The organism is Brucella sp. H1_1004 (assembly GCF_047308065.1).
Taxonomy (GTDB): Bacteria; Pseudomonadota; Alphaproteobacteria; order Rhizobiales; family Rhizobiaceae; genus Brucella; species Brucella pseudogrignonensis_B.
On sequence record NZ_JAYKZA010000002.1, the window covers coordinates 1,840,394 to 1,858,065 of the forward strand.

Sequence of the window (17,672 nt, forward strand, 5' to 3'; positions counted from 1 at the left end):
CCCAAAATGTTAGGTGGCGCTGCAGAGAGCTTGACTCCTCAAGCGAGCAACATCTTATATATCAAAGGTTCGAATGGGGCGCTCACCATCTGCAATTTTAAAATGATTGCGCGTTGTTCAATTCCCCGTTCGGAACCGGCTTTTAATTGAGCGGCAAGGCACACCCAGCCGTTCAGCTAGGAATGAAATATGCAGCGCGTTTTCGACGGACATAATGATGTCCTTCTGCGTCTTTGGGAAACCCAGCGTAAAGGTGGCGACCCAATCAAAGAATTCATCGACGGCACAAAGATCGGCCATATCGATCTGCCGCGCTCCCGCAAAGGCGGCCTCGCTGGCGGCATATGCGCCATCTATGTTCCATCTGGTGAACATATTGAGCTGGGCAAACCAGATACCAACGGTCATTACGTTACGCCGCTTTCGCCACCGCTGGAACGCGCGCCGTCGCTGGACATAGCTCTTGAATTCGCGTCGCTCGCACTTCGTCTTGAAGAAGCCGGTGGCTGGCAGCTATGCCGCAATGGTGCAGAGCTTGATGCAGCTATCGAAGGTGACACCTTCGCTGCCGTGCTTCATATGGAAGGCTGCGAAGCGATTGATGCAGATCTTGCAGCGCTGGACGTTTTCTATGCAGCAGGCCTTCGCTCGCTCGGCCCGGTCTGGAGCCGCAATAATATTTTTGCGCATGGCGTGCCATTCGCGTTCCCGATGAGCCCAGATACGGGTCCGGGCCTGACCGAGGCTGGCGAGCGCTTGGTGAAGGCGTGTAATCGCAAAGGCATTCTGATCGACCTCGCGCACATTACCGAAAAAGGTTTCTGGGATGTGGCAAAACTCAGCGATCAGCCATTGATTGCCAGCCATTCCAATGCCCATGGCCTCACTCCGGTTGCCCGCAACCTGACGGACCGTCAGATGGATGCCATCCGGGAGAGCAAAGGGCTTGCGGGTCTTAACTATGCAACAACTATGTTGCGTTCAGACGGCATGGAAAACGCTCAAACGCCACTATCCGACGTTGTCCGTCACATCGACTACATGGTCGAGCGTATGGGCATCGATTGCGTGGCCCTTGGCTCAGATTACGACGGAGCTACCATCCCTGCGGAAATTGGCGACGCTGCCGGAACGCAGAACCTCGTCACAGCCTTGCAGAAGGCGGGTTACAGTGAGGACGAACTTGCAAAGCTCTGCCGCAATAACTGGGTACGCGTATTAAAACAGGCTTGGCACGAAGCCGCCTGACCAGAAACAAAACAATAGACAGAAAGGGAACTAACATGAACCATTTCGGACGTTTTCGTCTTCTCGCAGCTAGTGCGGCTTTCGCCGCCATCATGGCTGCAAACCCGGCATTTTCAGCGACGCCAGCTGACACGCTGGTTCAGGCTTGGGCAATTGATGACACCATCACGCTCGATCCGGCTGAATCATTCGAGCTTTCGCCAGCTGAATTCATTGGCAATGCCTACGATATGCTGGTTCGCCTCGACATCAATGACACATCAAAGGTCGTGCCGGGTGCTGCTGAAAGCTGGACCATTTCTGAAGACGGCCTCACCTACACCTTCAAGATGAAACCTGACATCAAGTTCGCTTCCGGCAACCCACTGACCGCAAAAGACGTAGCTTACACATTTGAGCGCGCAGTGCGTCTTGATAAAAGCCCGGCTTTCATTCTGACCCAGTTCGGTCTGAATGGCGAAAACGTCGTTGAAAACGCCAAAGCGGTTGATGACACGACTTTCGTTCTGAAAGTGGACAAAGCCTATGCACCAAGCTTCGTGCTGAACTGCCTGACCGCGACCATCGGCGCAATCGTGGATCAGAAACTGCTCGAAGAGCATTCGGTCAAGGTAACACCGACTGACGACTACAAATATGACACCGATTATGCCGCTGCATGGCTGAAGACTGGCTATGCTGGTTCTGGTCCGTTCAAAATTCGCGATTGGCGCGCCAATGAAGTTGTCGTTCTCGAACGCAACGAAAATTACTACGGCGAAAAGGCAAAGCTCGCCCGCGTCTTTTATCGTCACGTCAAGGAGAGCGCCACACAGCGTCTGATGCTTGAATCGGGTGACGTCGACGTTGCGCGCAATCTCGAACCTGGCGACCTAGAAGCCGTACAGAAAAACAAAGATCTAGCCGTTGCCAGTGCTCCAAAAGGTACAGTTTATTACATCAGCCTCAACCAGAAGAACGCCAACCTGGCCAAGCCAGAAGTTCGTGAAGCGTTCAAATATCTGGTTGATTATGATGCAATCGGCTCGACCCTCATCAAGGGCATCGGCGAAATCCGTCAGACCTATCAGGCGAAGGGTGTTCTCGGAGCTCTCGACGCAAGCCCTTACAAGCTTGACGTCGAAAAGGCCAAGGAACTGCTCGCCAAGGCTGGTTTGAAAGATGGTCTGTCGGTTACTTTCGACGTTCGCAACACGCAGCCAGTCACTGGCATCGCTGAGTCCTTCCAGCAGTCGGCTGCTAAGGCTGGCGTGAAGATCGACATCATTCCGGGTGATGGCAAGCAGACGCTGACCAAGTACCGTGCGCGTAACCACGACCTTTATATCGGTCAATGGGGCATGGATTACTGGGATCCCAATTCGAATGCTGAAGCCTTCACCTCAAATCCTGACAATGGCGATGATGCATCCACCAAGACTTTGGCATGGCGCAATGCGTGGGCAATTCCCGAACTGACCAAGCAAACGCAGGCTGCATTGCTCGAACGCGACAACGATAAGCGTGCGGACGAATATAAGAAGCTTCAAGAGGAAGCTCTTAAAGAAAGCCCGTTTGTGATGCTGTTCCAGCAAATCGAAGTTGCAGGTCTCCGCGGCGACGTGAAGGGCTACAAGCTCGGCCCAACATTCGATTCGAACTTCCTCGCACCAGTCAGCAAAGACTGAGCTGAAAAGCGGTCAGACAATTGAGTACAATAACATCTGTAAAGAAAAAGAGGGGCGCCCGACGGCGCTCCTCTTCCATCGCTTTGGCGATTGCCAGTTTTCTGGCGATCGTCATCACCACCTATCTTGGGCTTCTGGCAGTCACGTTTTTCATCGGCCGCGTTGTGCCGATTGATCCGGTTCTAGCCATTGTTGGTGACCGCGCACCCGCGCATGTGGTTGAGCGCGTGCGTCAGGAAATGGGCTTTAACCTCCCTTATTACCAGCAGTTCTACCTTTATGTAAAAGGAGTGCTGCAGGGCGATTTCGGTACGTCTGTTCTGACAACCAATCCAGTTATGACCGATATTCGCCGCGTCTTCCCGGCAACGATGGAACTTGCAACCATCGGCACGATCATCGGTGCTTTGTTCGGCATTCCGCTCGGTGTTCTAGCCGCTGTTAAGCGTGGCAGCATCATCGATCAGATCGTGCGTGTAATCGGCCTTGTCGGCTATTCTGTGCCGATCTTCTGGCTTGGTATGCTCGCACTTCTGGTGTTCTATGCCCGCCTTGGCTGGACCGCTGGCCCAGGACGTATCGACATCACGTTCGAATATACATTCACGCCAATCACCGGCTTTTATCTTGTCGACGCGATCATCCAGCGCGACTGGGAAGCACTGCGCAACATCGTCTCGCACCTTGTTTTGCCGTCGGCTTTGCTCGGTTACTTTTCACTGGCCTATATAAGCCGTATGACGCGTTCTTTCATGCTCAACGAACTTGAGCAGGAATATATCGTGGCAGCGCGTGCAAAGGGCATTTCAGAAACCCGCATCATCTGGGGCCATGCTCTTCGCAATGCCGCAGTGCCGCTGGTGACTGTGATTGCACTTTCCTACGCAGGTCTTCTTGAAGGCTCGGTTCTCACCGAGACCATCTTCTCATGGCCGGGACTTGGTCTTTACATCACCAATTCACTGCAAAATGCTGATATGAATGCCGTTCTTGGTGGTACGATCATCATCGGTTCAGTCTTCATTGCGCTTAATCTGGTGTCCGATCTTCTCTATCGGCTTCTCGATCCAAGGACGCGCGCACGATGAGCCAAATGACAGAAACATCCAATCTTTCGTGGCGCGAATGGCTGCTTTCAGAGCGCCCACAATCGCGTATGCAGGCACGTCTCGGTCGTTCTTACATGATCTGGCGTCGCTTCACGGCCAACAAGCTGGCGGTTTTCGGCCTGCTTATCATCATTGCACTGCTGCTCGTTGCAGCTTTCGCTCCTTTGCTGGCACCCCATTCACCTTATACGGGCGACCTTGCCAACGCCCGCCTACTTCCTCCGGGCACGCCGGGTTATTGGCTTGGGACAGATGATCAGGGCCGCGATATTCTTTCGCGTCTTATCTATGGCTCACGCTTGACGCTTTATGTGGTGCTTCTGGTGGCCATCATTGCAGCGCCAATCGGACTTCTGGTCGGCACCGTTGCCGGTTATGCTGGTGGTTGGGTTGATGCGGTTCTGATGCGTATCACCGATATTTTCCTTGCCTTCCCAAAGCTCATTCTGGCACTCGCCTTCGTTGCAGCCTTGGGACCGGGCATTGAAAACGCCATTATCGCTATCGCGATCACCTCATGGCCGCCTTACGCGCGTATTGCACGCGCTGAAACCCTTACCATTCGCAATTCGGATTACATTTCCGCAGTGCGTCTGATGGGTGCTTCGCCGTTTCGCATCATCCTGCGCCATGTCATGCCGCTTTGCACATCATCGCTGATCGTGCGTGTGACGCTTGATATGGCTGGCATTATCCTGACAGCAGCTGGCCTTGGCTTCCTTGGCCTTGGTGCGCAGCCGCCATTGCCAGAATGGGGTGCCATGATTGCTTCTGGTCGTCGCTTTATTCTCGATCAGTGGTGGGTTGCCGCCATGCCGGGTATTGCGATTCTCGTCGTCAGCCTTGGATTCAATTTCCTTGGTGATGGCTTGCGCGATGCGCTTGATCCGCGGGGTAACAACCAATGAAGCCACTTCTGACAGTTGAAGACCTTCGCGTCACTTTCCCAACCCGCACGGGCGCTATTGAAGCGGTTCGCGGCGTAAGCTTTACGCTTGGCCGTGAGCGTCTTGGGATCGTCGGGGAATCCGGTTCTGGTAAATCTCAGACCGGACGCGCCATCATGGGGCTTACACCGCCCCATGCGAAAATCACCGCCAAGAAGCTTGAATTTGACGGTATCGACCTTCTCAATACATCTGCACGCGAACGCCGTTCTTTGCGTGGCGGTCGTATTGCGATGATTTTGCAGGATCCAAAATATTCGCTCAATCCTGTGATGACTATCGGCAGGCAGATTGCTGAAACGCTGAAAGCTCATGGCAAATTTTCGAGTGCGGAAATCCGTTCTCGTTCGATTGCCATGCTGGAAGCCGTACAAATCCGTGACCCCGAACGCGTCATGAAGCTCTATCCGCATGAGGTATCGGGCGGCATGGGGCAGCGCGTCATGATCGCCATGATGCTGGTAGCAGAGCCGGAAATGTTGATCGCGGACGAGCCAACATCTGCGCTCGATGTGACTGTTCAGCTCGAGGTGCTTGGTATTCTCGACAAGCTGGTTGCAGAGCGCGGCATGGGGCTGATCTTTGTCAGCCACGATCTGCGTCTTGTTTCCTCTTTCTGCGACCGCGTGATTGTCATGTATGCGGGCAAAATTGTTGAGGAAATCGCAGCGAGTGATCTCGCCAATGCGAAACACCCTTATACGCAAGGATTGCTGAACTGCATGCCGAAACTCGGAACTGACCGTCATCCGCTTCCTACCTTACAGCGTGAGGAGGCATGGCGTCTATGAGCACTGCACCAGCACTTAGCGTCGATAAGATCGACGTGTTTTTCGATGAATTCCATGCGTTGAAATCAGTGAGTATCGATGTCGCGCGCGGAGAATCCTATGGTCTGGTCGGCGAATCCGGTTCCGGCAAATCCACACTTCTACGCGCTGTAGCCGGGCTTGCACCTGTTGACGACGGCGAAATCCGCATCGATGGAACGGTGCTCAAAACACCGCGTGATAAAGCCTTCTATCGCAATGTTCAGATGGTTTTTCAGGACCCTTATGGCTCGCTGCATCCGCGGCAGACCGTTGATCGGCTGTTACTTGAACCACTCGCTATCCATGGCATCGGTGATACGGAAAAACGTATCGTGCGCGCACTGGATGAAGTGGGACTAGGCTCCGGCTTTCGTTTCCGCTACCCGCATCAGCTTTCAGGCGGCCAGCGTCAGCGTATTGCGATTGCACGCGCACTGATCATCGAGCCAAGCATTCTGCTTCTTGATGAGCCAACCTCAGCGCTTGATGCCTCTGTGCAGGCCGAAGTGCTCAACCTGCTCGAACAGGTCCGCCGCGACCGTAAACTGACCTTCGTTATGGTCAGTCATGATCTTGGAGTTGTTACCCATATGTGTGAGCGGCTGGCCGTCATGCGTAATGGTGAAGTGGTCGAGCAGCTGGAAGCCGGTGATCTTGTTAGTGGTAAAATATCGGCCGACTACACGAAGAACCTGATGGCTGCCAGTGAAGGTTTCCGCAGGTAATCGAATAAAAAGGGGACCCAACGGTCCCCTTTTTTCAATCATCCGATCCACGACGGGCATTATCTCCATCCTTGCCACGCCGCCAATAGGCAACAATCAGCTGCTTATCCTTAGGCACATTGCGCTCTTTGCGCATATAGGTGCGGATGGCGCGAAACGCATTGAACTCGCATCCTACCCAAACATAAATATTCTCTTCGTTTTCGGGCAACTCCACTATCTGAACAGCATCTTGCAAAAGCGTGGTCGTTCCAGCTTCCTGACCGTTACGATGCAGCCATTGAAGATCAACATCAGCTTTGGTCTGAATAATCTGTTCTTCTGCCGCACTATCAATTTCAACACGAACGACAGCTTTCGCCCCTTCCGGAAGACGCTCCAAAATTCGACCGATCGCTGGCAATGCTGTTTCGTCACCAGCCAGCAAATACCACTTTGCATCTTGCGCCGCATCGCCGCCACCGGGACCGGTCATGCCGACAATATCCCCCGGCTTCACGCTCGTTGCCCAACCAGAACCCGGCGCATCGCAATCATCACCATGGATGACCATGTCAATATCAACCCAGCCTGCGTCTGCATCCAGCTGGCGAATAGTGTAAACACGCGCAACAATCTGTGCTTCACCTTCAGGCCATACCGGACGACCATCTTCACCCATGACCGGCCATTGCGGTTGAGCCAGTGCCTTCTGCGGGAAGAGCAGACGGATATGCAGGCCATGTTGCGAAAAACGTTTGAGATCACTGCCCTGCAAACGCACGCGGCGCATATGGGGCGTGACATCAGAAACCGAAACGACCTTCATCTCGCGGAAGTAAGGCAGCAATTCTCCGGCTGCACCATCACCAACCCAGCGTATTTTCGGTGCCGTTTCGTCTTTGTCCAAAAACTCTAATATGTGCGAAGCAATCGACAGCTTCATATAGGCAAGGCCGGTATCATCGTCACTGCGTACATCGACATCGACAGCTTCGTCATTCCATCGCACATCCGCCTGACCGAAACTGAGCACCAGCTTTGCACTGCTTTCGTTCCGTTCCACATCACCATGCTCATCAAAATGATCCAGCAGCTGATTAACGATACGATCAGGGTTATCGAGTGCAATACGGGCGTTGGCGTTCAGGCTCAATTCGGACATGCCTGTCTCCTCATCAGAAATCACGATCAAGCCTTAACCGAACATAATATGACTATTCAAGTCATCATTTTGTCTTGATACCGCAATAAATTGTGACGGGGAGTGCCTGACGCCATGCATCGAAGGAACCAAGCGCGCCTGCCTGTGCAACTTGCAAGCGTGTCAATTCACCGCCATATCGCTGTTGCCAGTTGAAAAGCAGCATTTCGCTTTGCAATGTAACGGCATTGGCAATCAAGCGTCCTCCGGGCTTTAGGGCTTTCCAGCAGGCTTCGATCACGCCCGCATCCGTAACGCCACCACCAATGAAAATCGCATCCGGTGCTTCAAGGCCTCTCAATGCTTCCGGCGCTTCACCTTTCACAAGCTGCAGACCGGGCACGCCCAAATCACGCGCATTGCGCTCAATGATAGCTTGCCTTGCTTCGTCAGCTTCGATTGCGATAGCCCGACAAGAAGGATGAACGCGCATCCATTCAATACCAATCGAGCCACAACCAGCACCCACATCCCATAAAAGCTCACGCTGCAGCGGCTGCAACCGTGACAGTGTCACTGCACGTATATCGCGCTTCGTAAGCTGACCGTCATTTTCAAAAGCATGGTCTGGCAATCCGCTGACAGGAGAAAAGACAGCCGCATCTGGCGCCGCGATGCATTCAATTGCCAAAACATTGAGATCGGCACAGTTTTCATGTGACCAACCATCAGCACTACCGCTGATAGATTTTTCCTTTGTTCCGCCGAGATGCTCAAGCACCGTCAGGCGGCTTTGGCCAAAGCCTTTGGCCTTTAGTAAGGCCGCAGCTTTCGCAGGCGTCGTGCCATCATTGCTCAATACGAGAATTTTCTCGCCCGGCAGGATATGCGGTGACAGCAGTTCAAAAGGACGACCATGCACGCTGACCGTGCGTACCTCCTGCAAAGGCCAAGCCATACGGCTTGCGGCCAGCGACAATGATGATGGAAACGGGATGATCTGCATATCCTGTTTCGAGAAATGACGGCTCAGCGATGCGCCCATGCCAAAGAACATCGGATCACCGCTTGCCAGCACAACCACCTGCCTGCCGCGTTGGTCTTCAATCATTGGAAATGCATTATCGAACGGTGATGGCCATGAAATCTGCTCGGCTTGAATGTCAGGATTGAGCAAGGCCAGATGCCGCTTGCCGCCGAAAATCACGTCAGCACGGTCGAGCGCGTCGCGGGCGTTCTTTCCAAGACCCGTCAGCCCATCCTCACCAATACCGATAACTGTCAGCCAGCAGCTCATAAGCATTGCTCCTTTTCTTCGTTCGTATGGCGGTGCAGTAGCAAGTGCAAGCGCGAAGGCGTATAAGACCATTATGTTGAGCCAGCAAAATAGCCAGACCACTGCTATCAGACCCGACCGGCGTAGTGCCTGTCCGGGACTTTCGCGCATGGTGATGAGCAAGGATGGTGCAATCGCCCGTATCAAGCTTCGGCTCGGAAGGCTCAGCGTGGCACAGCTTCAGGCCATCGCAGATATCGCCGAACGATTTAAAACGGGCGCGATTGAATTGTCGATTCGCTCCAATATTCAGCTTCGCGGCATTCATCCTGACGTCTGGCAGGATGTCATCGAAGCGCTTAATGAGTCAGGGCTTGGCGCGCAAAACGCAGGAGCTGATGATGTTCGCAATGTCATGGTCAGCCCGACTGCTGGTATTGATCATGGTCAGATTAGCGATGTGACTGCCCTCGCCGCCAATCTGCTCTCCGTTTTGCAGGAAAACGAGACCTATCACGCGCTGTCGCCCAAATTCTCGCTCCAAATCGATGGTGGCGAAGATTGCGCTATGATTTCGCATCCCGGCGACATCTGGCTCTCAGCCATTGAAGGCGGCAAAGCCTATGCGTTTGGACTGGCTTCCTCGCCTGACAAACAGGCGCTTGGCGCAGTTTCAAGCGAGCAAGCCCTGCCTTTTATCGAGGCTCTGCTACAACATTTCCTTGGCGCGAGCCAAAAAGGCATTGCCCGCATGAAGCACCTCTTCGAGGTGATGCCGGTCGCAGAGTTTCTGCAAACACTTCCATTTGCATTTGATGCATCACCCAGCTGGCAGCGCAAGGCACCCATCGCTCACGAGCATCTTGGCTTACATCGTCAACTCGATGGTAACTTCTATGTCGGCGCCATGCCGTTGCTTGGTCGCCTAACACCGCAGCAACTGCGTGGACTTGCCAAATTTGCAAGCGAAGAACTGCACCTCACCCCATGGCAGGGCATTCTGATCCCGCATATTGGGGAAGCTGAAAGCGAGAGCATCATCAGTGCGCTGCATGCCTTAGGCCTCTCAACCGAGCCAACTTCCCCTGCCGCCCGCCTTCGTGCATGTTCCGGTTCCAAAGGCTGCGCCTCGGCGCTTGCAGACACGCAGGCGGACAGTGAAAAGCTTGCACTTAAGCTACAAAGTGACACCAAACAGATTCACATTACAGGCTGCGCCAAATCCTGCGCTGCAATTTCTCCCTTGCCACATACGCTTCTTGCCCGCTCCCCAATGCATTACGACCTGTTTTTACAAGACAAAGCTGGACCAGCGCGCTTTGGGCGGTTATTGGCGTCAAACATCACCATTGATGAGGCAGCAAAGCTGCTGAACAAATAGCAAAAGCGGACGCCATGACAGATTACATCCGCGACGGGCAGGCCATTTATGACCGCTCCTTCGCCATCATCCGCGCCGAGGCTGATCTGAGTCGTATCCCTGCGGATCTCGAAAAGCTCGCCGTGCGCGTGGCTCACGCATCTGGCATGGTCGATATCGTTGAGGACATCGTCTTCTCAGAAGGCGCAGGACAGGCCGGACGTGATGCTTTACTCAAAGGTGCGCCAATACTCTGCGATGCGCGGATGGTTGCAGAAGGCATTACCCGTTCGCGACTGCCAGCCAATAATAATGTTATCTGCACACTGAACGATCCATCGGTTCCAGAGCTGGCGAAAAAGATCAGCAATACACGCTCTGCCGCAGCCCTCGATCTCTGGCTTCCACACCTTGAAGGCAGCGTGGTTGCAATCGGCAATGCGCCAACCGCCCTCTTCCGCCTGTTTGAAATGCTTGACAATGGCGCGCCCAAACCTGCGCTTATTATTGGTATGCCGGTCGGCTTTGTGGGTGCTGCAGAATCCAAGGACGAGTTGGCTGAGAACAGCCGTAGTGTCCCTTTCGTCATTGTGCGCGGGCGTCGTGGTGGTAGCGCTATGACCGCAGCTGCCGTCAATGCACTTGCTTCGGAGCGCGAATAATGGCCCCAAAAGGCATGCTCTATGGTCTGGGTGTCGGCCCCGGCGATCCCGAACTCATCACACTCAAAGCGCTTCGACTGCTCAAATCTGCTCCCGTAGTCGCCTACCACGCAGCCAAGGGCAAAAAGGGCAATGCCCTGACGATCGTCGAAACCTATCTGTCGTCAGAACAGACCTTGGTTCCCCTCATCTACCCGGTAACAACGGAAAAACTGCCCGATCACATGGATTATGAGCAGATCGTCAGCGATTTCTATACCGAGATCACAACGACGATTGCAAGTCATCTTGATGCGGGCCATGATGTGGCCGTGATCGCGGAAGGTGATCCGTTCTTCTATGGCTCGTTCATGTATATCCATGACCGACTGTCTGAAAAATACGAAACGGAAGTCGTGCCTGGCGTTTGCTCTGTTCTGGGCGCTGCTGCCGTGCTCGGCGCACCTTTAGTCTACCGCAACCAAACCCTGTCGATCCTTTCAGGCGTCATGGGTGCGGAAGAACTCAAAACACGCCTCACTGGTACTGAGGCCGCAGCCATCATGAAACTCGGCAAGAATCTCGACAAGGTGCGTGATGTGCTAAAGGAGCTTGGGCTGATGGATCGTGCGCTTTATATCGAGCGTGCAACCATGCAAAACCAGCGTATTGCGCCACTGGCCGAGGTGAGTGGTAGCGATTGCCCATATTTCTCGATCATTCTCGTTCCGGGCAGCAAATGGAACGGCGCATGAAGCCTGCAATTCTGATCTTGAGCGAAGCTGCAATTTCCACGGCGCGGAAAGTGCAATCCGCACTTGGAAACGCGGAAGTGCTGGGACTGGAAAACCGCGTTCAAAGCGCCGACAAAAGCTTTGCTCATTTTGGCGATGTAATCCGCGCACTTTATGAAGAAGGCCGACCTGTGATCGCCTTATGCGCTTCAGGCATCATCATCCGCGCCGTTGCACCTCTTCTGCAAAACAAGCGCATCGAACCACCAGTTCTGGCCGTTGCAGAGGATGGCAGCGCGGTCGTGCCATTGCTTGGCGGTCTGTCGGGCGTCAACGAGATGGCGCGAACAATCGCTCATGCATTGGAGGTCGCGCCCGCAATCACCACAACTGGCGAGTTGCGCTTTGGCATCAACCTGCTTCATCCTCCGGCAGAACTGACACTCGCCAATCCGGACGCTGCCAAGACATTCATGTCCGACTTGCTGGCAGGCCAGACACTACAAATCAAAGGCAATTCTCGCTGGCTCTCCGCTTCAAAACTGCCGTTTGCAGACGATGGGCAGCTCACAATCAGCATCACGCCCGAAACCCGCACGCCACAGGCAAATGAGCTGATCTATCATCCGCGAACAATTGCCATCGCTATCGAAAAGCCGACCGAAGACCTTGCGGGTCTGATCGGACAAGCCTTTGACGATACAGGCCTATCGATAGACTCACTTGCTTTACTTCTGGCTCACGAGAAAGATTGCGCATCACCGTATATCCATGAGGCTGCCAAAGCACTGAAAGCACCCTTGCGCTTTGTTGCAGGTGATGCCGATCTTACAGCCGCCTCTGTCGAAAACCCTGTTCAACACATAGCGACTGAAAGCCTGACGCTGGTTGCTGCAGCAACTCCTGCCGATGTTCTTTTTATCGGTCGCAAACGCGGCAAGCTCACGGTTATTGGGCTTGGTCCCGGTTCCCGTGATCTGATGACGCCAGCCGTACAGCGTGATCTGGAACAGGCCGAAGACGTACTCGGCTATGAAACCTATGTCCGTATGGCAGGGCCCTTTCGCGACGATCAGATCATTCACATGACCGACAATCGCGAAGAAATGCAGCGCGCACGCCATGCTTTTGAGCTTGCAGCTTCAGGCCGCGACGTCGTGATGGTGTCTTCCGGCGATCCGGGCGTATTTGCCATGGCTGCAGCGGTTGTTGAGGCATTGCATGAATCATCTGATGTGGCGTGGCAGGGTGTTGAACTGGTTATTCAACCCGGCATTTCGGCGGCCATGGCAGCGGCGTCCCGCATTGGTGCACCACTTGGGCACGATTTCTGCATCATCTCGCTTTCGGACAATCTCAAACCCTGGGATGTGATCGAGAAACGCCTCGCACTGGCAGCACAAGCTGATCTTGCCATGGCTTTCTATAATCCCATTTCCAAAGCCCGCCCGCATCAGCTTGGTCGAGCGCTAGAAATCCTGCTGCAGTATCGCGATGCTGAAACGCCAGTCGTGCTTGGTCGCGATATAGGAAGGCCTACGGAAACAACCCGCGTTGTTTCGCTCGGGCAACTCACACCTGACGATGTCGACATGCGCACTGTTGTCATTGTCGGCTCATCGCACACTGTCCGCTTTCCTTGCGCGGAAGGCGGCGAGTGGGTTTATACGCCGCGCTGGTATGGCGGGAAACCCAAAAAATAAAACAAAAAGGCAGGGAAATCCCTGCCTTTTTCACATCTTACGAGGTTTTATTGAATCACTTCTTCTTCGATTTTTTCGGCGCTGAGGCAGCCGAAGCCGTCTGAGCCGCTGCGGCTTCCGCTGCAACCTGATCGGCACTCTTAGGCGATGTATCGATAACTGAGCGAACTGAACCACTTGCAGAAAGCTGGCAAACAGCGGTGCGCAGATCAACCTTCAGGTCAACATCTGTACCACCACCGGCACCCGGACGAGAATTCACGGCACTAATCACACGTTCAGGCAAGAAATACTTGTTAGCAGCAGCTGTGATGCAAGGCTGAGCAAGCGATGAATCAACCGAATAGGTCGGAACAAAGCGCGGAAATGAAACGCTGGAAGCTGCAACAGGAGCTTCCGACTTGCCAGGAACCGTCGCATTTTGCGTGGTTGTCGTACAAGCGGCAGCGAGTGGAGCCAGCATAGCAATAACAAACAAACGGGCTCCGTTGCGGGTGCGTCCGTACATGATCAACCTCTTACGATCTGCTGATTAGGTAAAATTTTAACTGAGATAACTATTCGCTTTTGGCAGATTGTCGAGTGGCAGGAAGGCCACAATGCCGGTTTTTCGTTGAGCATCCCCAACGACGTCATCATTGTTTCGTGAATATCCAGTTCAACATCTCGCGCCAGTCGCTCATTCTGATCGGCGTCCCATGGTTGCCACTTTCAAAACGGCGGAACTGAACAGGATAACCGGGTGAACGCTTGCGGATTTCCCGATAGAAACTCTCTTGCTTATCGACAGCAAAAACCGGATCACGACTGCCATGGCCGAAAAACACCGGCAAACGCTTTTTGAAGGCCGGGGACTTAAAGAAACCTTCATCCCACAGCGAACCCATCAGGATCAATCCCGCAAGCTGATTGCCAGCTTTTTGATTGGAGGCGATGCGCCAGCAAAGCGCCCCACCTTGCGACCCGCAAGCCAAAATAACTGGTGCCGATGGTGATGTTGCCTTGGCAGTTTCAATGAGCCCGGCAATCTGTGCTTCACCCGCTGCGGCAAAATCTTTGAAGTCCGGCGTCAGATAAAGTCCGCTATTGAGTGCAGCCAGATTTTTGACGCGGTTGAAATTACCGCCGAAAGTAAAGTCATTCATGCCCTGCAGGCGATTGCCGCCGCGTCCATGCAAATAAATAACAATGAACGAAGCGCCGTTCTGCTTGCCCACAGCCATAGCCTTTACCGGACCTGCCGCTGTCTGAAAGACCATATCTTTTTGATAGGCCCGCGCTTTTAGCGAAACATAGGCATCCTTGGCGCGCTTTTCCGGTACAGCATCGCGGCCGTTAATATCGCGCGTTTCATTGTAATCGATGACTTTATAATCGCCATTATCGGCGCTGCTAAGCACGCCTGGATAAGCAAAATAGTCATCTTTGAAGGGAGGAAGCGGCCCTTGGGCGAAAGCAGATGTTGCTGTCAACAGCAACAGACTTGCAACCAATCCACCGCGCCCGATCATTTTCCCTCCCCCTAACACGTTCAGAGTTCCAGCTTATGATAGCGGCGATTGAGATAAATCAACGCTTCTTCATCGGCATTTGAACGCAAGCCGAGCACTTCACCAAAAAGCACATGATGGGTTGAATGTTCCTGAACGCTCGTTACGCGACAATCAAAAACCGCAAGTGCGTTTATCAATGTTGGTGCGCCAGTTGCTAGCACGTCCCACTCTGCAAGCTCAAAACGCTCATCCTGCGTCATCCCCAAGCGACCGGAAAAAGCATCGGCCAGCTGTTCATGGATTCCTGCAAGCGTATTGACGGCAAAAACACCATTTTCAATGAAAAGATGATTTTCCGGATGCGACTTCTGCAGACAGACCAGCACAGTCGGCGGATTATCCGAAACCGAGCAAGCAGCGGTCAATGTAAGACCACGGCGGCCAGCTGAACCAGCAGTCGTGACAAGCTGAACTGCGCCAGCATAATGGCTCATCGCATCGCGATAAGTCTTTGGCTCAACAGAAACAGCATCGGGGGAAGCATTATTTTGCATTTGCACGTGAGCAACTATCCGTATTGACTGTCAGGTTAGCGCAGATGTCTCTCCGTTTACCTGTATCTGCTTACGGGCATTGCACAAAGGCGAGGAAACCGCTACCCACTTTTCGTTGAATTTGTCATGAAATGTTTGAAGAAGACCGCCTCTGTGATCACGCCAAAGCAGTTTCCAGAAAAATATACAGCGGTTTTCCGCGACGGACTGGATGGGCGCAAGCATTTGAAGCTGCTGCTGATCGCCCTGTCGGTTGGCACAATGTTTGGCGCAAGCGCCAAAGCACAGGACAATACAAACGATATACGTATCGGCTTTGCCGCACCCTTAAGCGGAAACTTTGCAGCACTGGGAAAACAGCTCCGAGATGGCGCGAGTGTGGCAGCCACGGCAGCAAACGCACGGCTTACAATCGCAGAGGATCGCTGCGATGCAGAAGGTGGCAAGCAAGCAGCCGAAAGTTTTGTTCAGGACAGAGTGCAGATAGCTGCTGGTTTTTTGTGCTCCGAAGCACTTGAAGCAGCGCTGCCTCTGCTCACCCAAAACAATATTCCTGTCATCACCTCTGGAGTAAGCGAACCCACACTGACCGAAAAACGCGCATCACCAACAATGGCTGTTTTTCGTCTTACAACTTCGCTCGACAAGGAAACACGGGCAACAGGCAGTTTCCTTGGCAGTCTGTGGCGCGCGCATCCCTTTGCTATCATTGATGACGGCACCATTGAAGGTCGCGAGCGTGCGGCGCATGTTTTGAACAGTCTCAAAGACCAGCAATTACAGCCCGTCTTTACCGATACCTACCGGCCCGGGCTCGAAAACCAGAATGCGCTTGTTTCTCGATTGCGTCGCGCCGGTGCAACCCATGTTTATGTAGGCGGCGAACGTGATGATATCGCCGCCATTGGTGCGAGTGCTCAGGCACTTCAATATCCGCTGACTATCGCGGGCGGCAGCGTATTGAATGCTGCTCCCGGGCAACAAAAGCTAAGCGATGGAACACTCATGGTTGCTCCGCTAAAGGCACAAGACCTTTCAACTGCCAAGCCTGCAACAGACGCCATCAGCAAGGCGGGCATCTTACCGGAAGACTATGCAGTCATGGGCTTTGCTACAGTTGAACTCGCAGCCAAGACGATAAAACAGGCGCAGGAACAGCAGCTGTCCGTCATTGACGTCTTACGAAACAATTCGTTTGAAACAGCAATTGGCACGCTGAAATTTGATGGGAATGGCAATCGAACAGACAATCCAAACCGTCTGCAACGCTATGACGGCACGAGTTTCATACCAGCCGATGGATAAGTCCAATGAGACTTGCCACAATAACAAGCCCTGTCGTCACACTCATTATTGACCAGAAAAGCGAAAGTGCCGCGTCAATATCAGCGGCATCGGCTTCGCGCTTGCCCTCGCCATAAAATAGCGGCGCTTCCACTTTTTCAGTTCCGTACTGACGCGGTCCGGCAAGTGCGAGTTCAAGCGCACCCGCAAAGGCTGCTTCCGGCCAACCAGCATTGGGCGAACGATGCAACGGCGCATCGCGCCACATCACCCTAAGTGTTCTTTTCCCCGCTTTTTTGTCGACCGTGAATGCAGCAGCAATTGCTGTAAGTAATCCGGTCAATCGAGCTGGGATATAGTTTGCGACATCATCGAGACGCGCTGCAAAGCGTCCGAAATGACGGTAGCGGTCATTGAGATGACCGATCATTGAGTCGGCAGTGTTGATGAGCTTATACGCGAATAGCCCCGGCAATCCGCCCACCAAAAACCAGAAAGCTGGCGCGATGATGCCGTCTGAAGCATTCTCTGAAAGACTTTCAATCGCCGCACGACTGACCCCGCCTTCATCAAGCTGATCCGGGTTACGTCCGACAATCATTGAAACTGCTTTGCGACCACCTTCAATTCCGTCTTCACGCAACCCATAGGCCACGGCCCGCACATGATCGGCAAGGCTTTTCTGGGCCAGAAACACTGCAACGATAATGATCTCGACCAGCGCACCCGCTGTACCGAGATAAGGTAACAAATAATCCAGCGCCAACCCCACTACAACACAGGAAATGACCAGTCCGATTATCAGCCACATGCCATTGCTACGCAGTGCATTGACGGCAAGACTATCATCGTTGAGACGTTTTTCACCCCAGCTGATTGCTTTGCCAAACAGAACCACCGGATGCGGAACTTTCTGCCAAAGCTGTGGCGGATCACCCACCACACGATCCAGAACAAGCGCTAAAGCAAGAATAATCAGCTTTATTTCCATGGACT

General features: G+C 53.4%; 17 protein-coding genes. 11 read left to right on the forward strand and 6 right to left on the reverse strand.

The window, feature by feature from the left end:
* The first annotated feature begins 189 nt into the window (after window positions 1–189).
* From U2P60_RS16345 to U2P60_RS16370, 6 genes are read left to right on the forward strand one after another with little or no spacing between them, the layout of a single operon-like run.
* The gene (locus tag U2P60_RS16345) at window positions 190–1,248 is read left to right on the forward strand and encodes a dipeptidase (protein WP_413573365.1); all 1,059 of its coding nucleotides are present in this window, start codon (window positions 190–192) and stop codon (window positions 1,246–1,248) included.
* 35 nt (window positions 1,249–1,283) lie between these two features.
* A complete protein-coding gene (locus U2P60_RS16350) occupies window positions 1,284–2,915 on the forward strand; it encodes an ABC transporter substrate-binding protein (protein WP_413573366.1) in 1,632 nt (543 codons plus the stop codon).
* A gap of 20 nt (window positions 2,916–2,935) precedes the next feature.
* Complete coding sequence (locus U2P60_RS16355) at window positions 2,936–4,003, forward strand: ABC transporter permease (protein WP_413573367.1); 1,068 nt, start codon at window positions 2,936–2,938, stop codon at window positions 4,001–4,003.
* On the forward strand, window positions 4,000–4,932 hold the full coding sequence (nikC, locus tag U2P60_RS16360; protein ID WP_310011175.1) for a nickel transporter permease: 933 nt from the start codon (window positions 4,000–4,002) through the stop codon (window positions 4,930–4,932). Before U2P60_RS16355 ends, nikC begins: the two co-directional genes overlap by 4 nt.
* A complete protein-coding gene (locus U2P60_RS16365; RefSeq protein WP_250042486.1) occupies window positions 4,929–5,762 on the forward strand; it encodes an ABC transporter ATP-binding protein in 834 nt (277 codons plus the stop codon). The genes nikC and U2P60_RS16365 overlap by 4 nt, the downstream gene beginning before the upstream one ends.
* A complete protein-coding gene (locus U2P60_RS16370) occupies window positions 5,759–6,508 on the forward strand; it encodes an ABC transporter ATP-binding protein (RefSeq protein WP_413573368.1) in 750 nt (249 codons plus the stop codon). The genes U2P60_RS16365 and U2P60_RS16370 overlap by 4 nt, the downstream gene beginning before the upstream one ends.
* A 34-nt stretch (window positions 6,509–6,542) precedes the next feature.
* Here the strand turns inward: U2P60_RS16370 and U2P60_RS16375 are convergent, their stop codons facing one another.
* Together U2P60_RS16375 and cbiE are read right to left on the reverse strand one after the other, a co-directional pair.
* Window positions 6,543–7,652 carry a DUF2218 domain-containing protein gene (locus U2P60_RS16375; RefSeq protein ID WP_413573369.1) on the reverse strand — a complete coding sequence of 370 codons (1,110 nt, stop codon included), beginning with the start codon at window positions 7,650–7,652 and terminating at the stop codon, window positions 6,543–6,545.
* A gap of 64 nt (window positions 7,653–7,716) precedes the next feature.
* The gene (gene cbiE / locus U2P60_RS16380) at window positions 7,717–8,928 is read right to left on the reverse strand and encodes a precorrin-6y C5,15-methyltransferase (decarboxylating) subunit CbiE (RefSeq protein WP_413573370.1); all 1,212 of its coding nucleotides are present in this window, start codon (window positions 8,926–8,928) and stop codon (window positions 7,717–7,719) included.
* A gap of 73 nt (window positions 8,929–9,001) precedes the next feature.
* Between cbiE and cobG the strand changes: the two genes are divergently transcribed.
* From cobG to cobJ, 4 genes are read left to right on the forward strand one after another with little or no spacing between them, the layout of a single operon-like run.
* Window positions 9,002–10,288, forward strand: coding sequence for a precorrin-3B synthase (cobG, locus tag U2P60_RS16385; RefSeq protein WP_413573371.1), 1,287 nt, complete (start codon window positions 9,002–9,004; stop codon window positions 10,286–10,288).
* Between the two features lie 14 nt (window positions 10,289–10,302).
* Window positions 10,303–10,929 carry a precorrin-8X methylmutase gene (locus U2P60_RS16390; protein WP_413573372.1) on the forward strand — a complete coding sequence of 209 codons (627 nt, stop codon included), beginning with the start codon at window positions 10,303–10,305 and terminating at the stop codon, window positions 10,927–10,929.
* Window positions 10,929–11,663 (forward strand): precorrin-2 C(20)-methyltransferase, encoded by a 735-nt coding sequence (locus U2P60_RS16395; protein ID WP_413573373.1) that lies wholly within the window; start codon window positions 10,929–10,931, stop codon window positions 11,661–11,663. Before U2P60_RS16390 ends, U2P60_RS16395 begins: the two co-directional genes overlap by 1 nt.
* Window positions 11,660–13,345, forward strand: a complete 1,686-nt coding sequence (gene cobJ / locus U2P60_RS16400) for a precorrin-3B C(17)-methyltransferase (protein ID WP_413573374.1) — start codon at window positions 11,660–11,662, stop codon at window positions 13,343–13,345. Before U2P60_RS16395 ends, cobJ begins: the two co-directional genes overlap by 4 nt.
* Window positions 13,346–13,400: 55 nt before the next feature.
* Here cobJ and U2P60_RS16405 read toward each other — a convergent pair whose 3' ends face one another.
* The 3 genes from U2P60_RS16405 to U2P60_RS16415 all read right to left on the reverse strand — a co-directional run bounded on the left by U2P60_RS16405 (window position 13,401) and on the right by U2P60_RS16415 (window position 15,392).
* Window positions 13,401–13,853 (reverse strand): hypothetical protein, encoded by a 453-nt coding sequence (locus tag U2P60_RS16405; RefSeq protein WP_413573375.1) that lies wholly within the window; start codon window positions 13,851–13,853, stop codon window positions 13,401–13,403.
* A 127-nt stretch (window positions 13,854–13,980) separates the two neighbouring features.
* Window positions 13,981–14,856: an alpha/beta hydrolase gene (locus U2P60_RS16410; RefSeq protein ID WP_413573377.1), complete on the reverse strand. Its 876-nt coding sequence runs from the start codon at window positions 14,854–14,856 to the stop codon at window positions 13,981–13,983.
* Between the two features lie 20 nt (window positions 14,857–14,876).
* The gene (locus tag U2P60_RS16415) at window positions 14,877–15,392 is read right to left on the reverse strand and encodes a flavin reductase (RefSeq protein WP_413573827.1); all 516 of its coding nucleotides are present in this window, start codon (window positions 15,390–15,392) and stop codon (window positions 14,877–14,879) included.
* 261 nt (window positions 15,393–15,653) lie between these two features.
* Between U2P60_RS16415 and U2P60_RS16420 the strand changes: the two genes are divergently transcribed.
* Window positions 15,654–16,697 carry a branched-chain amino acid ABC transporter substrate-binding protein gene (locus U2P60_RS16420; protein ID WP_413573829.1) on the forward strand — a complete coding sequence of 348 codons (1,044 nt, stop codon included), beginning with the start codon at window positions 15,654–15,656 and terminating at the stop codon, window positions 16,695–16,697.
* Here the strand turns inward: U2P60_RS16420 and cbiB are convergent.
* Window positions 16,678–17,667 (reverse strand): adenosylcobinamide-phosphate synthase CbiB, encoded by a 990-nt coding sequence (cbiB, locus tag U2P60_RS16425; protein WP_413573378.1) that lies wholly within the window; start codon window positions 17,665–17,667, stop codon window positions 16,678–16,680. The two genes, U2P60_RS16420 and cbiB, sit on opposite strands and share 20 nt — an antisense overlap.
* Between the last annotated feature and the right edge of the window lie 5 nt (window positions 17,668–17,672).

Excerpts from the sequence above, each read along its gene's own strand:
- cbiE (WP_413573370.1), bottom strand. The coding sequence starts at position 8,928 with ATGAGCTGCTGGCTGACAGTTATCGGTATTGGTGAGGATGGGCTGACG.
- U2P60_RS16415 (WP_413573827.1), bottom strand. The coding sequence starts at position 15,392 with ATGCAAAATAATGCTTCCCCCGATGCTGTTTCTGTTGAGCCAAAGACT.
- cobG (WP_413573371.1), top strand. The coding sequence starts at position 9,002 with ATGTTGAGCCAGCAAAATAGCCAGACCACTGCTATCAGACCCGACCGG.
- U2P60_RS16350 (WP_413573366.1), top strand. The coding sequence starts at position 1,284 with ATGAACCATTTCGGACGTTTTCGTCTTCTCGCAGCTAGTGCGGCTTTC.
- U2P60_RS16420 (WP_413573829.1), top strand. The coding sequence starts at position 15,654 with ATGTTTGGCGCAAGCGCCAAAGCACAGGACAATACAAACGATATACGT.
- U2P60_RS16395 (WP_413573373.1), top strand. The coding sequence starts at position 10,929 with ATGGCCCCAAAAGGCATGCTCTATGGTCTGGGTGTCGGCCCCGGCGAT.
- nikC (WP_310011175.1), top strand. The coding sequence starts at position 4,000 with ATGAGCCAAATGACAGAAACATCCAATCTTTCGTGGCGCGAATGGCTG.
- U2P60_RS16410 (WP_413573377.1), bottom strand. The coding sequence starts at position 14,856 with ATGATCGGGCGCGGTGGATTGGTTGCAAGTCTGTTGCTGTTGACAGCA.
- U2P60_RS16370 (WP_413573368.1), top strand. The coding sequence starts at position 5,759 with ATGAGCACTGCACCAGCACTTAGCGTCGATAAGATCGACGTGTTTTTC.
- U2P60_RS16390 (WP_413573372.1), top strand. The coding sequence starts at position 10,303 with ATGACAGATTACATCCGCGACGGGCAGGCCATTTATGACCGCTCCTTC.
- cobJ (WP_413573374.1), top strand. The coding sequence starts at position 11,660 with ATGAAGCCTGCAATTCTGATCTTGAGCGAAGCTGCAATTTCCACGGCG.
- U2P60_RS16345 (WP_413573365.1), top strand. The coding sequence starts at position 190 with ATGCAGCGCGTTTTCGACGGACATAATGATGTCCTTCTGCGTCTTTGG.
- U2P60_RS16375 (WP_413573369.1), bottom strand. The coding sequence starts at position 7,652 with ATGTCCGAATTGAGCCTGAACGCCAACGCCCGTATTGCACTCGATAAC.
- U2P60_RS16365 (WP_250042486.1), top strand. The coding sequence starts at position 4,929 with ATGAAGCCACTTCTGACAGTTGAAGACCTTCGCGTCACTTTCCCAACC.
- U2P60_RS16405 (WP_413573375.1), bottom strand. The coding sequence starts at position 13,853 with ATGTACGGACGCACCCGCAACGGAGCCCGTTTGTTTGTTATTGCTATG.
- cbiB (WP_413573378.1), bottom strand. The coding sequence starts at position 17,667 with ATGGAAATAAAGCTGATTATTCTTGCTTTAGCGCTTGTTCTGGATCGT.